The organism is Pseudomonas sp. S2_A10 (assembly GCF_054668465.1).
This window is the reverse complement of the sequence record NZ_CP162773.1, coordinates 2,904,617-2,918,801: the sequence shown is the minus strand read 5'-3', so window position 1 is coordinate 2,918,801 and position 14,185 is coordinate 2,904,617. Positions and strand designations below refer to the sequence as shown.

The following is a 14,185-nucleotide window of genomic DNA, read 5'->3' as shown; positions in this document are numbered from 1 at the left end:
TGCGATGCAGCCTCTCACTGGGATGCCAGACTTTCCTCGGAAACACCTGCATCCCGGGCAGGCCGAACTGGCGGCGAACTATATCACTGCAAAGGCTGAGCGCCCAAGCGAGAACCCGGCCAAGATCGCCGACTGAAGAGGGCCTGAGCGACTTTCAGAGGGTTTTGGTAACCAGTAATGACAAAGCACGTCGAACTTGCGTGAGGCTTTGCCACATACCCGCTATAATCGCCGCCTTTTCATCGGCCCATACGATTCTGACATGAGCAAAACCTGCGACCTGATTCAATCGGCACAACGCACCATCCGCCTCGAAGTGGAAGCCGTCCAAGGCTTGATGGCCCATATCGACGCCGATTTCGTACGCGCTTGCGAGATGATTCTGGCCAGCAAGGGCCGTGTGGTCGTAGTCGGCATGGGCAAATCCGGGCACATCGGCAACAAGATCGCCGCCACCCTGGCCAGCACCGGCACTCCGGCGTTTTTTGTGCATCCGGCCGAAGCCAGCCACGGCGACATGGGCATGATCACCCGCGACGATGTGATTCTGGCCCTGTCGAACTCCGGCTCGACCAACGAAATCGTAACGCTGCTGCCATTGATCAAACGCCTGGGTATCCAGCTGATCAGCGTCACCGGCAATCCACAGTCGTCATTGGCGAAGGCTGCCGAGGTCAATCTCAATGTGCATGTCGAGCACGAAGCCTGCCCGCTGAATCTGGCACCGACCTCTTCGACCACGGCCGCACTGGTCATGGGCGATGCCCTGGCCGTGGCGCTGCTGGAAGCTCGTGGTTTCACCGCTGAAGATTTCGCGTTCTCGCATCCGGGCGGTGCCCTTGGCCGTCGCCTGCTGCTGAAAGTCGAAAACGTCATGCACGCAGGACAGGAGCTGCCGCAGGTACAACGCGGTACCCTGCTCAAGGACGCGCTAATGGAAATGACCCGCAAGGGTCTGGGCATGACCGCTATTATTGAGACCGATGGCAAGCTCGCCGGGATCTTCACCGACGGTGATTTGCGCCGCACGCTGGATCGCGCCATCGACATCCGCAGCGCCACCATCGACCAGGTGATGACTGCACACGGCAAGACCGCCCGGCCCGACATGCTCGCCGCCGAAGCCCTGAAAATCATGGAAGACCATCGAATCAACGCCCTGGTAGTCGTCGACGAGGAGGATCGCCCGATCGGCGCCTTCAACCTCTCCGATCTGCTGCGCGCAGGAGTCATGTAATGAGCAACGATCTGCTGCAACGCGGCAAAGCGATCAAACTGGCAGTGTTCGACGTCGACGGTGTGCTCACCGACGGGCGCCTGTACTTCCTCGAAGACGGCAGCGAGTTCAAGACCTTCAACACGCTCGACGGCCAGGGCATCAAGATGTTGATGAATGCCGGCGTGCAGACGGCGATCATCAGTGGTCGCAAGACCCCGGTGGTCGAGCGCCGCGCGAAAAACCTCGGCATCCCGCATCTGTTTCAGGGGCGCGAGGACAAACTGGTGGTACTCGACGGTCTGCTCGCGCAACTGGGCCTAAGCTATGAAGAAGTCGCCTATCTCGGTGACGATCTGCCAGACTTGCCGGTGATCCGCCGTGTAGGGCTGGGCATGGCGGTGGCCAACGCTGCCGATTTCGTCCGCGAACACGCCCACGGCGTTACCCGCGCCCGTGGCGGCGAAGGTGCCGCCCGCGAATTCTGCGAATTGATCCTGCGCGCCCAGGGCCGCCTCGAAGCGGCCAACGCCGCGTACCTGTGAGCCTGACCATGTTTAGCAAAAAGTTTCGCAATTTCCTGCTGTTCGGCTGCATCGCGGCGATTTTCGCTGCGGTGGGCTACTGGAACATCAGCCCGGAGCGCTTCCTCGACAAGCCGCCGGTCTCGGCCGCCGAGAATCCGATCGACTGGTACGCGACCAACACGCACACCATTCAGTACCTGCCCGACGGCAAGGTGCAGTACGAGATGACCTCCGACAAGGCCGAGCACGTCAAGGCCACCGATGTCACTCTGGTAACCAAGCCTGATTTGAACATGTACCGCGGCACCGACTTCCCGTGGCACGTGACCAGCGAGCGCGGCGAAGTGAATTCGGGCGGCACCGAAGTTGAATTGATCGATTCGGTCCGCGTACAGCGCACCGATGAGAAACAGCGCGGCACCCTGATCACCAGCACCCGCATGACCGTGTTCCCGCAGCAAGAATATGCGCAGACCGCGCAACCCGTTAGAATCGAGGGCGCTGGCGGCGTATCGACTGGCGTCGGAATGAAAGCGTACCTGAAGGACAGCAGGATACACCTGCAATCGAACGTAAGAGGACAGTATGAGGCTCGTTAAAACCCTCCCTATTTTGCTCAGTCTGGGCGCAGCACTGGGAAGCGCGAGCGCCTGGTCCCTGCCGAACGATCAGCAGCAGCCTATCCGCATTCAGGCCGACGACGCCCAACTGGACGACAAGAATGGCATCGCCACCTATAAAGGTGACGTGATCATTACCCAGGGCTCGATGATCGTTAAAGGCAACACCGTGACCATGACGCGCGCGCCCAATGGCGACATCGACGTGGTGACCTCGGTAGGCAACCTGGCTTACTTCGAGCAGTTGCAGACCCAGGGCGACGCCAACCCGGTCAAGGGCTACGGCGTGACGATTCAATACCACGCCCAGCAGAACCGGGTGGTGCTGATCGACAAGGCCAAGGTTATCGACAAGGATAACAACGTCACCCAGGGCGAAAAAATCGTCTACGACACCGTGAAGAAGCTGGCCAGCGCCGGTCGCGCCACAGGCAGCAAGGTCACCGAATCGCGTCCGCGCATCGACATGGTGATCCAGCCGAAGAAGAAAACCGAAGAGAAATCCCAGTAATGGCAACTCTGAAAGCTCAGCACCTGGCCAAGGCCTATAAAAGCCGCCAGGTCGTGCGTGACGTCAGCCTGTCGATCGACAGCGGGCAGATCGTCGGCTTGCTCGGCCCGAACGGCGCCGGCAAGACGACGTGCTTCTACATGATCGTCGGCTTGGTGCAGGCTGATCAGGGCCGTGTGCTGATCGATGATCTGGACGTCAGCCACCAGCCGATGCACGGCCGCGCCAAGGCCGGTATCGGCTATCTGCCGCAAGAAGCGTCGATCTTCCGTAAACTGTCGGTCGCCGACAACATCATGGCGATCCTCGAGACCCGCCCGGAGCTGGACAAGGCCGGTCGTCGCAAGGAGCTGGAAAGCCTGCTGCAGGAATTCCACATCAGCCACATCCGCGACAACCTCGGCATGAGCCTGTCCGGTGGTGAACGCCGCCGGGTGGAAATCGCTCGCGCCCTGGCGACGGCACCGAAATTCATACTGCTCGACGAACCGTTCGCCGGCGTTGACCCGATCTCGGTCGGCGACATCAAGCAGATCATCCATCACCTCAAGGCCAAGGGCATCGGTGTGCTGATCACCGACCACAACGTGCGTGAGACGCTGGACATTTGCGAAACCGCTTACATCGTCAACGACGGTCAACTGATCGCTGAAGGCGATGCCGAGACCATCCTGGCCAACGATCTGGTCAAGGAAGTGTATCTGGGTCACGAGTTCCGCCTGTAAGCGCGACAGCGCTGTATCGATTCAAGGCGCATTTATCCGCTTTAATTGTTACAGCGCTCTAGGCAAACACTTCAGTTTCAGGCATATAATTTGCTTAAGTTTGGCGCTTCGGCGCCCTGTAGTGGATGGCGCAAAGCGCCGGCGAATAAGGTGTTAAGCCCCTGCCATGAAACCATCGCTAGTCTTGAGAATGGGCCAGCAGCTGACGATGACACCGCAGCTGCAACAGGCCATCCGCCTGCTCCAATTGTCGACCCTGGACCTGCAACAGGAGATCCAGGAGGCTCTGGAATCCAATCCGATGCTCGAGCGCCAGGAAGAAGGCGACGACTTCGACAACGCCGATCCGCTGGCCGACAACGCCGAACAGAAGCCCGCCGAAATCCAGGAACCCTCCTACCAGGAAACCGCCCCGACGGTGGATAACCTCGAGGATGGCGATTGGAACGAGCGCATCCCCAATGAACTGCCAGTGGATACCGTCTGGGAAGACGTTTACCAGACCAGCGCCAGCAGCCTGCCCAGCAGCGATGACGATGAGTGGGATTTCACCACCCGCACGTCCGCCGGCGAGAGCCTGCAAAGCCATCTGCTCTGGCAACTGAACCTGGCGCCGATGTCCGACACCGATCGCCTGATCGCTGTCACCCTGATCGACTGCATCAACAATCAGGGCTATCTGGACGAAACACTCGAAGAAATTCTTGAAGCGTTCGATCCGGAACTGGACATCGAGCTCGACGAAATCGAAGCCGTCCTGCATCGCATCCAGCAATTCGAGCCCGCTGGTATCGGCGCCCGCAACCTCAGCGAATGCCTGCTGCTGCAATTGCGCCAGCTGCCCGCGAAGACGCCGTGGCTGACCGAGGCCAAGCGGCTTGTCGCCGATTACATCGACCTGCTCGGCAGCCGCGATTACAGCCAGTTGATGCGGCGCATGAAGCTCAAGGAAGACGAGCTGCGCCAGGTCATCGAACTGGTGCAGAGCCTCAATCCGCGTCCCGGCTCACAGATCGAGTCGACCGAAGCCGAATACGTGATTCCCGACGTGATCGTGCGCAAGGACAACGAGCGCTGGCTGGTCGAGCTGAACCAGGAATCGGTGCCTCGCCTGCGCGTCAACGCCCAGTACGCCGGTTTTGTGAAGCGCGCCGACACCAGCGCCGACAACACTTTCATGCGCAACCAGTTGCAGGAAGCGCGCTGGTTCATCAAGAGCCTGCAGAGCCGCAACGAAACCCTGATGAAAGTGGCCACGCAGATCGTCGAACATCAGCGCGGCTTCCTCGAATACGGCGACGAAGCAATGAAGCCGTTGGTATTGCATGACATCGCCGAAGCGGTCGGCATGCACGAATCGACGATTTCCCGGGTGACCACACAAAAATTCATGCATACCCCGCGCGGTATTTATGAGCTGAAATACTTTTTCTCCAGCCACGTCAGCACCTCCGAAGGCGGCGAATGCTCGTCCACGGCGATCCGCGCGATCATCAAGAAACTGGTCGCTGCGGAAAATCAGAAAAAGCCGTTGAGTGACAGCAAGATCGCTGGTTTACTGGAGGCACAAGGCATTCAGGTGGCTCGCCGCACCGTCGCCAAGTACCGCGAATCCCTCGGAATCGCGCCTTCGAGCGAACGCAAGCGGTTGATGTAAGCCACGTTACAGCGTTCCAGTGGCAGGCTTTTCGGCCTGCCGCTTTATGCACTGGCAACGAAGGAGAAGCTGTATGCAAGTCAACATCAGTGGACACCAACTGGAAGTGACCCAACCTCTGCGTTCCTACATCGAGGAAAAACTCCAGCGACTGGAGCGACATTTCGACAAGATCACCAACGTGCAGGTCACGATGTGCGTCGAAAAGCTGAAACAGAAGATCGAAGCCACCTTGCATATTCCCGGCAGTGAAGTGGTCGCAAACGCAGAAGATACCGACATGTACGCTGCGATCGACTCACTTACCGACAAGCTGGATCGCCAACTCAAAAAGCATAAGGAAAAGACCCAGAGCCTCCTCCAGGGCGCGACCGGTCGTTAACACCCCTATCCATGATCCGACTTGAAACCATCCTGACCCCCGGCCGTTCCCAAGTGAACGCGCCGGGCGGCAGCAAGAAAAAAGCCCTCGAACAGATTGCCAACCTGATCCACCGCGAAGTGCCGGATCTGGCGATGCAGGATGTCTTCGAGGCGCTGATCGCCCGTGAAAAACTCGGCTCCACCGGTTTTGGCAACGGCATCGCCATTCCCCACTGCCGCCTCAAGGGCTGCGCGGGGCCAGTGAGCGCCCTGCTGCACCTCGAAGCCCCGATCGATTTCGACGCCATCGACGGCGCTCCGGTGGACCTGTTGTTCGTACTGCTGGTCCCGGAAGCCGCAACCGACGCGCATCTGGAGTTGTTGCGCCAGATCGCCAGCATGCTCGACCGCAAGGAAGTGCGCGACAAATTGCGCAGCGCTCCGAGCAATGAAGCCTTGTACCAGGTTGTACTGGACGAGCAGAACGGGCACTAATCATGCGTTTGATCATTGTCAGTGGCCGTTCGGGCTCGGGTAAAAGTACCGCCCTGAATGTCCTTGAGGACAACGGCTACTACTGCATCGACAATCTGCCGGCCGGTTTGCTGCCGGAACTGGCCGAGCGAGCGCTGATTCACACAGAACTGGCGCAGCCGCTGGTCGCCGTGTCGATCGATGCGCGCAACCTGCCCAGCCATCTGTCACGTTTCCCTGAGTTGCTCGAAGACGTGCGTGCCAAGCATATCAAGTGCGATGTGCTGTACCTGGACGCCGATGAAGAAACCCTGCTCAAGCGTTTTTCCGAGACCCGTCGTCGTCACCCGCTGAGCAACGCCAATCGCTCACTGGCCGAGGCGATTCACGACGAAACCGCCCTGCTCGGTCCGATCGCCGATCTGGCCGACCTGAAGATCAACACCACCAGTCTGAATCTGTATCAACTGCGCGACACCATCAAGTTGCGCCTGTTGAATCAACCGGAGCCCGGTACGGCGTTTCTGGTCGAGTCGTTCGGCTTCAAGCGCGGCATGCCGGTCGACGCCGACCTGGTGTTCGACGTGCGCTGCCTGCCCAATCCGTACTGGAAACCGGAACTGCGTGCGCAATCGGGCCTTGATGCACCGGTGGCCGAGTACCTGGCGCAGCAGCCGGATGTCGAAGAAATGTATCAGGACATCTACGCCTACCTGAACAAGTGGCTACCACGCTTCGCCGCCAGCAACCGCGCCTACGTCACCATTGCCATTGGCTGCACCGGCGGGCATCACCGCTCCGTCTACCTGACCGAACGACTGGGTCAGGCCCTGCAGAAAACCCTGAAGAACGTCCAGGTTCGCCACCGCGACCTCACCTAAAGGATTTACACCGCGATGCCTGCTCGTGAAATCGAAATCATCAATAAGCTGGGCCTGCATGCCCGGGCATCGGCCAAATTTGTCGGCGTGGCGGGTCAGTATCCAGACTGCACGATCCGAGTGGGACGCACACCTGAAACGACTGTCGACGGCAAGAGCATCATGGCTATGATGATGCTCGCGGCGGGTAAAGGCACCAAGATCCATTTAAGCACCGAAGGCGAACAGGCTCAGGAAGCCATGGACGCATTGGTCGATCTGATCGAAAGGTATTTCGACGAAGGTGAATAATCCTTGAGGCGGGGACACTGTTCCTCGCCTCCATTCACCCCAACGCCGTATCCATCACCATCATCAGACAAAACCCGATCAGAAGGCCCAGACTCGCCAGCTTGTCATACCCATGACGGCGCGATTCCGGGATCACTTCGTGGGTCACCACCAGCAACATCGCCCCCGCCGCCAGTGCCAGCCCCAGCGGCAGCAGCACCTGAGCCAGACTCACGAGCCACGCACACAGCAGCGCAAATACCGGTTCGACCAGCCCCGACGCCGCGCCGATCAGAAACGCTCTGACCCGCGACATTCCCGCCCCGGCGAGCACCAGAGCAATCACCAGTCCTTCCGGCACATCCTGCAACGCAATGCCCATCGCCAGACTGTCGGCGTCCGCCATCCCGCCTCCGGCAGATACGCCAACCGCCATGCCTTCCGGAATGTTGTGCGCGATGATGGCGAACACGAACAGCCAGATTCGCGGTGGAATCACCGGATGCTCCAACGTGCCGACGAGCATCTCCGGCGAGGCACCGCAAATGCGCCGATCCACCAGATACAGACCGAACGCACCGAGCAGGATGCCGAAGCAGATCAGGCCACTGGCGGCCCACGGCGTCAGGCCAAGGCTCTCAGCTGCAGCTATGCCCGGCACGATCAGCGAAAACGCCGTCGCCGCCAGCATCACTCCCGCACCAAATCCCAGCAAGGTGTCGCTGAGTGCCTGCGGCATGCGCCGGATCACCAGCACCGGCACCGCGCCAAGCGCCGTGCCCAAGGCGCAGATGGCACCGCCCTGCAAGGCACGTAACAGCCTCGGTTCCAGATTCAGCCATTGCAAAGCGTGGGCGACCAGTAAAGTCATACCCGCCAACAGCAACAGCGAACCCACCGCGTAACGAAACATGCGCCCACTGCCAATCGCCAGTGTTTCCGTGCCCATAGTCAGCCCTGATTGTTTTTATTGAAGGCTTAAACCAGTGCGGCCTGATAGCGCGCAGCAACTTCCGGCCAGTTGATCACGTTGTAGAACGCGTTGATGTATTCCGGGCGACGGTTCTGGTAACGCAGGTAGTAAGCGTGCTCCCAGACATCGAGGCCAAGGATCGGGGTGTTGCCGTTCATCAACGGGCTGTCCTGGTTGCCGCTGCTTTCCACGACCAGTTTTTTATCCGGTGTCACGCTCAGCCACGCCCAGCCGCTGCCAAAACGGGTCAGCGCGGCTTTGGTGAACGCTTCCTTGAAACTGTCGAGTCCGCCCAGTTGCTCGTCGATAGCCTTGGCCAGCGCGCCGTCGGGCTTGCCGCCACCGTTGGGCACCATCACTTCCCAGAACAGCGAATGGTTGGCGTGGCCGCCGCCCTGATTGATCACCGCCGCGCGAAGTTTTTCCGGCAGTTGCTGCACGCTGGCGACGAGTTTTTCCACCGGCCACTCGGCGAACTCGGTGCCTTCCACGGCGGCGTTGAGGTTGTTGATGTAGGTCTGGTGATGCTTGGTGTAATGGATTTCCATGGTCTGCGCATCGATGTGCGGCTCGAGGGCATCGTAGGCGTAAGGCAAGGCAGGCAAGGTAAAAGCCATTTCAATGGACTCCATACTGATGAGAAGTTGAGGCGCGGCGGGCATTGCCGGTGTCCGGATGCAGCAGGCGCTGGGTGCGTGGGTATTCGCCGTGCTCGCTGATGAAATTCAACAGTTCGACATAGGTCTTGCTGCTCTGGCGCAGCGCCGCCTCACGCAGGGCCGGACGCAAGCGCTCGTCCTGCATGGTCTGCAACAAACGTTGATGGATGGCACAGAGATATTCGGCGCTCTCCTCCGGTTGGTTCAGGCGCAGATGCAGGTCAGCCAGGTTGTGATGTGAGACGACGCAGGCCGCCACCGCTTCGTCGGCATCCGCCCAGCGTTCGAACAACACTTGCGCCAGGGCCAGGGCTTGCAGGTAAGCCTCTCGGGCGTCGATCAGTTCGCCCAGCATGAAGCAGCGATTGGCCCGTTCGATCGTGCGTTTCCAGTGCTCCATGGTGAGCCTCCAAAGCGGTTGCGGGGTTTACACGCCGCCGGCGGTGAGTTTCTCGGGGTTGAGCAACTCTTCCAGCTGGCTGCGCGACAGGTCGGTGTGTTCCAGGGCGACGTCGATCACCGCGCGGCCTTCCTTGCAGGCTTTAGCGCGCAACGGATCTGGCGACTCATCCAGCGCCGGCTTTCGAGATAGGGCTGCTCGTACAAGGCAGAACTCATGATCCGTGATTCGTTCGGTAATGAGATTTATTATTAGATGATAATGAGAACCAAAACAAGCGTTCGAGTTTGCGCTGTTCATTTGTGGGAGCGAGCCTGCTCGCGAATGCGCCGTGTCAGCCAGCACATTTGCAACTGATCCACCGCTTTCGCGAGCAGGCTCGCTCCCACAGGGGATTTGTGCGAAGCGAATAAAAAAGGCGCGCCATCCACAACGGATGGCGCGCCTTTTTTTGTTGGCGGATTCGCGGCTTAGCTGCCGGCGACAGTCATCCGCTCGATCAACACAGACCCGGTGCGAATGTTGCTGCGCAGTTCCAGATCATTACCCACTGCGACAATCTGCTTGAACATGTCGCGCATGTTGCCGGCGATGGTCACTTCCTGCACGGCGAACTGGATCTCGCCGTTCTCGACCCAGAAGCCCGCCGCACCGCGCGAATAGTCACCGGTGACCATGTTCAGGCCGTGGCCCATCAACTCGGTGACCAGCAGTCCTCGGCCCATGCGCTTCAACAGCGCTGCCTGATCCTCATCACCGTGGGTGACGAACAGGTTGTGCACCCCGCCCGCGTTGGCGGTGCTCGGCATGCCCAGTTTGCGCCCGGAATAGGTGCCGAGGATGTAGGAGACCAACTCGCCCTTTTCGACGAATGGTTTCGCGTAAGTTGCCAGGCCATCACCGTCGTAGGAAGCACTGCCCATGGCACGCATCAGATGCGGACGCTCATCAATGGTCAGCCATTCCGGGAACAGCTTCTGCCCCAGTGTGCCTTCGAGAAACGACGATTTGCGATACAGACTGCCGCCGGATACTGCCGAGAGGAAGCTGCCGAACAGACCGCCCGCCAGCTCAGCGGAAAACAGCACCGGCACTTCACAGGTCGGCACCGGACGCGCGCCCAGACGGCTCGCCGCCCGTTGCGCTGCACGCTGGCCGATGCTCACCGGATCGGCGAGCAGACTGCCCTGGCGATTGACGTCATACCAGTAATCGCGCTGCATCTGCCCGTCAGCTTCGGCGATCATCACGCAACTCAGGCTGTGCCGGGTCGACGCGTAACCGCCGATGAAACCGTGGCTGTTGCCATAAACCCGGCAGCCCTGATGGGTGCTGAGGGTGGTGCCGTCGGCGTTCTTGATCCGCGCATCGGCATCGAACGCCGCTGCCTCGCAGAGCAAAGCCTTCTCAATGGCCTGTTCCGGGGTGATGTCCCATTCGTGGAACAGGTCGAAGTCCTGCACATCCCTGGCCATCAGTGCGGCGTCGGCCAGACCCGAGGCTTCGTCCTCGGAGGTGTGTTTGGCGATCGCGAGTGCTGCAGCGACGGTTTCACGAATCGCCTCCGGCCCGGTGGCCGAGGTGCTGGCCGAGCCTTTGCGCTGGCCGACGTACAGGGTGATGCCAAAACCCTGATCACGATTGAATTCAACGGTTTCGACCTCGCGCTGACGCACCGAGGTCGACAGCCCCTGCTCCAGCGACACCGCGACTTCACAGGCGCTGGCGCCCTGGCGCTTGGCTTCGGCGATGATCTGCTCGACCTGTTCTTGCAGTGCCGGCAATGCCTGCGGGCCGACGCTTTGAACTGCACTCATGCTCATCTCCACTCAAATTCTGCTTTCGGCTGGGGTCATCGAGCGACCGGGCCGGACAAGCGGCCCCCGACTGGTTATCATGGCGGCGTTTCTTTGCGGACTGCCACCATGGTTGATTCTTACGACGACTCCCTCGATACGGGAGAAAAAAGCAAATCTCAGGTCAAACGCGAGTTGCATGCGCTGGTTGACCTCGGCGAGCGCCTGACCACACTCAAGCCTGATCTGGTCGCCAAACTGCCGTTGACCGACGCTTTGCGCCGGGCATTGGCCGATGCGCCCAAGCACACCGCGAACATCGCGCGTAAACGGCATTTGCAGTTCATCGGCAAACTGATGCGCGACCAGGACACTGACGCGATTCTGACTCTGCTCGATCAACTCGATGCCTCCACTCGCCAGTACAACGAGCGTTTCCATAATCTGGAACGCTGGCGTGACCGCCTGATCGCGGGCGATGACGCCGTGCTGGAGAAATTCGTCATCGAGTACCCGGACGCCGATCGCCAGCAATTGCGTTCCCTGATCCGTCAGGCCCAGCATGAGGTTGCGCAAAACAAACCACCTGCTTCGAGCCGCAAGATCTTCAAATACATTCGGGAGCTGGACGAGACTCAACGCGGCCTGCGTTGAAAATCGCCACCGGGTGGCCGTCCTGCGCGCCACCCGAAAGCCCCACCGTTCTTATGCGCCCGTGCCACCCACGGTAATCGCATCGATTTTCAGCGTTGGCTGGCCGACACCCACCGGCACCGACTGCCCATCCTTACCGCACGTACCCACACCGCTATCCAGCGCCAGATCGTTACCAACCATCGACACCCGGCTCATCGCCTCGGGGCCGTTGCCGATCAATGTCGCGCCTTTGACCGGTGCGGTGATCTTGCCGTCCTCGATCAGATAAGCCTCGCTCGTCGAGAACACGAACTTGCCGCTGGTGATATCGACCTGACCGCCGCCGAGGTTGGCGCAGTAGATGCCCTTCTTCACCGAAGCGATGATTTCCGCCGGATCACTTTCGCCACCGAGCATGTAGGTGTTGGTCATGCGTGGCATCGGCAGATGCGCATAGGATTCGCGACGACCGTTACCGGTGCGCGCCACGCCCATCAGCCGCGCATTGAGCTTGTCTTGCATGTAGCCCTTGAGCACGCCGTTTTCGATCAGCGTGGTGCACTCGGTTGGTGTGCCTTCGTCATCGACGCTCAGCGAACCGCGACGGCCGCTCAAGGTGCCGTCATCGACGATGGTGCATAGCTTGGAGGCAACCATTTCACCCATGCGCCCGCTGTAGGCCGAGCTGCCCTTGCGGTTGAAATCGCCTTCCAGACCGTGACCGACCGCTTCGTGCAACAGCACCCCGGACCAGCCGGAACCCAGCACCACCGGCAAGGTACCGGCCGGCGCTGGAATTGCTTCAAGGTTGACCAGTGCCTGGCGCAGCGCTTCGCGGGCATAACCCATGGCGCGGTCTTCGGCGAGGAAGTAGCGGTAATCGGTACGCCCGCCGCCGCCATGCCCGCCGCGTTCGCGCCGGCCGTTCTGCTCAACGATGACGCTGACATTGAAGCGCACCAGCGGTCGCACGTCGGCGGCCAGGCCACCGTCGGTGGAGGCCACCAGAATCCGCTCCCAAACCCCGGCCATGCTCACGCTGACTTGCTGAATCCGTGGGTCGAGCGCGCGGGTGGCGACGTCGATGCGTTTGAGCAACTCGACTTTTTCCGCGCGGCTGAGCACTTCCAGCGGGTTATCCGGCGCGTACAGTTGCGCGACGTCCTGGCTGGTGAATGCCTGCACGGTGCCGTTCTGTCCGGCGCGGGAGATCGAACGCGCGGCGCGGGCCGCTGCGCCGAGGGCCTCGAGGGTGATCGCGTTGCTGTAGGCAAAACCGGTTTTCTCACCGGACTGTGCACGCACGCCGACACCCTGATCGAGGTTGAAGCTGCCTTCCTTGACGATGCCGTCTTCCAGCGCCCATGACTCGGAAATCTGGCCCTGGAAATACAGGTCGGCGGCATCGATGCCCGGCCCGGCCAGATCGCCGAGCACGCCTTGCAGGCTCTCGATCGTGACACCGCCGGGTGCCAACAGGTGATCACTGACTGAGGACAACAACTCGCTCATAGGTTTACGCCTTAAATTCGTGTTCTGAAGCAGGCCGCTGGGCGCCCTGCGAGAAAAACCGCCGATGACGCGTCACCGGCATGCGCGCCCGGATGGACGCTTGTTCATCGCTGTCGCGGGCGGCCAGCAACACCGCCTCGCCTTGATCCTGTTGGGCCAGTACGCGCCCCCACGGGTCGACAATCGCCGCATGCCCGAAGGTTTCACGCGGTCCGGGATGGCTGCCGCCCTGTGCGGCCGCGAGGATATAACACTGTGTTTCGATGGCCCGCGCACGGATCAGTACATCCCAATGCGCGGCGCCGGTTACGGCCGTAAACGCCGACGGTGCGGTAATCAATTCGGCACCGGCGGCACGCAATTCACTGTACAGCTCCGGGAAACGCAAGTCGTAACACACACTCAGACCGACTCGCCCCACCGGCGTATCCGCCACCACTACATTACCGCCATAAGCATAGTCATCGGATTCACGGTATTGGCCGCGATTGTCGGCGACATCGACATCGAACAGATGCAGCTTGTCATAGCGCGCGACGATCTCACCGTTATCGTTGATCAGCAACGAGCAGGCATTGGCTTTGGCCGTGGGTTGACCCAACGGTGGCAACGGCAATGTACCGGCGACTATCCATAAGGTGAGGTCGCGGGCGGTCTGTTTCAACCAGGGCAGGATCGGCCCTTCGCCCAAGGCCTCGGCGCGGCCGATATCAGCGACGTCACGACGGCCCATGGCGGCGAAGTTTTCCGGCAGCACCGCGAGCTTCGCTCCGCCGGCGGCGGCCTGTTCGAGCAGGCGCCGGGCCTGGGCCAGATTGGCCGGCACGTCGCTCTGGCTGACCATTTGAATCACCGCTAAAGACATGGCCGCTCCCCGGGATTTGCATATGACTGTGTAGGAGCTGCCGAAGGCTGCGATCTTTTGATCTGGCTATTGAAAAACAAAATCAAAAGATCGTCCGATC

General features: G+C 60.4%; 18 protein-coding genes and 1 pseudogene. 11 read left to right on the top strand and 8 right to left on the bottom strand.

The genetic code is table 11. The annotated features are described in order from the left end of the window. Positions 1-262: 262 nt before the first annotated feature. The 10 genes from AB4N41_RS13100 to AB4N41_RS13055 all read left to right on the top strand — a co-directional run bounded on the left by AB4N41_RS13100 (position 263) and on the right by AB4N41_RS13055 (position 7,265). Entirely contained in the window at positions 263-1,237 is a 975-nt protein-coding gene (locus AB4N41_RS13100) for a KpsF/GutQ family sugar-phosphate isomerase (RefSeq protein WP_252877454.1), read from the top strand. Further along, the gene (locus AB4N41_RS13095) at positions 1,237-1,761 is read left to right on the top strand and encodes a KdsC family phosphatase (RefSeq protein WP_016771677.1); all 525 of its coding nucleotides are present in this window, start codon (positions 1,237-1,239) and stop codon (positions 1,759-1,761) included. Before AB4N41_RS13100 ends, AB4N41_RS13095 begins: the two co-directional genes overlap by 1 nt. A gap of 8 nt (positions 1,762-1,769) precedes the next feature. After that, the gene (lptC, locus tag AB4N41_RS13090) at positions 1,770-2,342 is read left to right on the top strand and encodes an LPS export ABC transporter periplasmic protein LptC (protein WP_024011622.1); all 573 of its coding nucleotides are present in this window, start codon (positions 1,770-1,772) and stop codon (positions 2,340-2,342) included. Continuing rightward, entirely contained in the window at positions 2,329-2,874 is a 546-nt protein-coding gene (lptA, locus tag AB4N41_RS13085) for a lipopolysaccharide transport periplasmic protein LptA (RefSeq protein WP_016771679.1), read from the top strand. Before lptC ends, lptA begins: the two co-directional genes overlap by 14 nt. Further along, entirely contained in the window at positions 2,874-3,599 is a 726-nt protein-coding gene (gene lptB, locus AB4N41_RS13080) for an LPS export ABC transporter ATP-binding protein (protein ID WP_024011621.1), read from the top strand. Before lptA ends, lptB begins: the two co-directional genes overlap by 1 nt. Positions 3,600-3,765: 166 nt before the next feature. Continuing rightward, positions 3,766-5,256 carry an RNA polymerase factor sigma-54 gene (locus AB4N41_RS13075; RefSeq protein ID WP_252877453.1) on the top strand — a complete coding sequence of 497 codons (1,491 nt, stop codon included), beginning with the start codon at positions 3,766-3,768 and terminating at the stop codon, positions 5,254-5,256. 73 nt (positions 5,257-5,329) lie between these two features. Beyond that, the gene (gene hpf / locus AB4N41_RS13070) at positions 5,330-5,638 is read left to right on the top strand and encodes a ribosome hibernation-promoting factor, HPF/YfiA family (RefSeq protein ID WP_007912419.1); all 309 of its coding nucleotides are present in this window, start codon (positions 5,330-5,332) and stop codon (positions 5,636-5,638) included. 11 nt (positions 5,639-5,649) lie between these two features. Then, positions 5,650-6,114 carry a PTS IIA-like nitrogen regulatory protein PtsN gene (ptsN, locus tag AB4N41_RS13065; RefSeq protein ID WP_041477978.1) on the top strand — a complete coding sequence of 155 codons (465 nt, stop codon included), beginning with the start codon at positions 5,650-5,652 and terminating at the stop codon, positions 6,112-6,114. A 2-nt stretch (positions 6,115-6,116) separates the two neighbouring features. After that, positions 6,117-6,974, top strand: coding sequence for an RNase adapter RapZ (rapZ, locus tag AB4N41_RS13060; protein ID WP_041477977.1), 858 nt, complete (start codon positions 6,117-6,119; stop codon positions 6,972-6,974). Between the two features lie 15 nt (positions 6,975-6,989). Further along, positions 6,990-7,265, top strand: a complete 276-nt coding sequence (locus tag AB4N41_RS13055) for an HPr family phosphocarrier protein (protein ID WP_016771685.1) — start codon at positions 6,990-6,992, stop codon at positions 7,263-7,265. A gap of 34 nt (positions 7,266-7,299) precedes the next feature. On the opposite strand, the gene AB4N41_RS13050 is transcribed toward AB4N41_RS13055, so the two are convergent. The 6 genes and pseudogenes from AB4N41_RS13050 to pmbA form a co-directional block, all read right to left on the bottom strand. Then, positions 7,300-8,193 carry a ZIP family metal transporter gene (locus AB4N41_RS13050; protein WP_252877452.1) on the bottom strand — a complete coding sequence of 298 codons (894 nt, stop codon included), beginning with the start codon at positions 8,191-8,193 and terminating at the stop codon, positions 7,300-7,302. A gap of 29 nt (positions 8,194-8,222) precedes the next feature. After that, positions 8,223-8,834 (bottom strand): superoxide dismutase, encoded by a 612-nt coding sequence (locus tag AB4N41_RS13045; RefSeq protein ID WP_252877451.1) that lies wholly within the window; start codon positions 8,832-8,834, stop codon positions 8,223-8,225. A gap of 1 nt (position 8,835) precedes the next feature. Beyond that, the gene (locus AB4N41_RS13040; RefSeq protein WP_042608764.1) at positions 8,836-9,276 is read right to left on the bottom strand and encodes a hypothetical protein; all 441 of its coding nucleotides are present in this window, start codon (positions 9,274-9,276) and stop codon (positions 8,836-8,838) included. Between the two features lie 27 nt (positions 9,277-9,303). After that, positions 9,304-9,429: a hypothetical protein gene (locus AB4N41_RS13035; protein WP_269085003.1), complete on the bottom strand. Its 126-nt coding sequence runs from the start codon at positions 9,427-9,429 to the stop codon at positions 9,304-9,306. Beyond that, positions 9,414-9,494, bottom strand: a pseudogene (locus AB4N41_RS13030) (FagA protein); the annotation flags it as partial. The gene AB4N41_RS13035 and the pseudogene AB4N41_RS13030, both read right to left, overlap by 16 nt. A gap of 252 nt (positions 9,495-9,746) precedes the next feature. Next, the gene (gene pmbA / locus AB4N41_RS13025) at positions 9,747-11,093 is read right to left on the bottom strand and encodes a metalloprotease PmbA (protein WP_024011613.1); all 1,347 of its coding nucleotides are present in this window, start codon (positions 11,091-11,093) and stop codon (positions 9,747-9,749) included. A 108-nt stretch (positions 11,094-11,201) separates the two neighbouring features. On the opposite strand from pmbA, the gene yjgA reads away from it, so the two are divergent. Then, on the top strand, positions 11,202-11,726 hold the full coding sequence (gene yjgA / locus AB4N41_RS13020; RefSeq protein ID WP_016771692.1) for a ribosome biogenesis factor YjgA: 525 nt from the start codon (positions 11,202-11,204) through the stop codon (positions 11,724-11,726). Between the two features lie 51 nt (positions 11,727-11,777). Here yjgA and tldD read toward each other — a convergent pair whose 3' ends face one another. Beyond that, positions 11,778-13,220, bottom strand: a complete 1,443-nt coding sequence (gene tldD, locus AB4N41_RS13015) for a metalloprotease TldD (protein WP_016771693.1) — start codon at positions 13,218-13,220, stop codon at positions 11,778-11,780. 4 nt (positions 13,221-13,224) lie between these two features. Then, positions 13,225-14,085: a carbon-nitrogen hydrolase family protein gene (locus tag AB4N41_RS13010; protein ID WP_236169664.1), complete on the bottom strand. Its 861-nt coding sequence runs from the start codon at positions 14,083-14,085 to the stop codon at positions 13,225-13,227. Positions 14,086-14,185 lie beyond the last annotated feature (100 nt).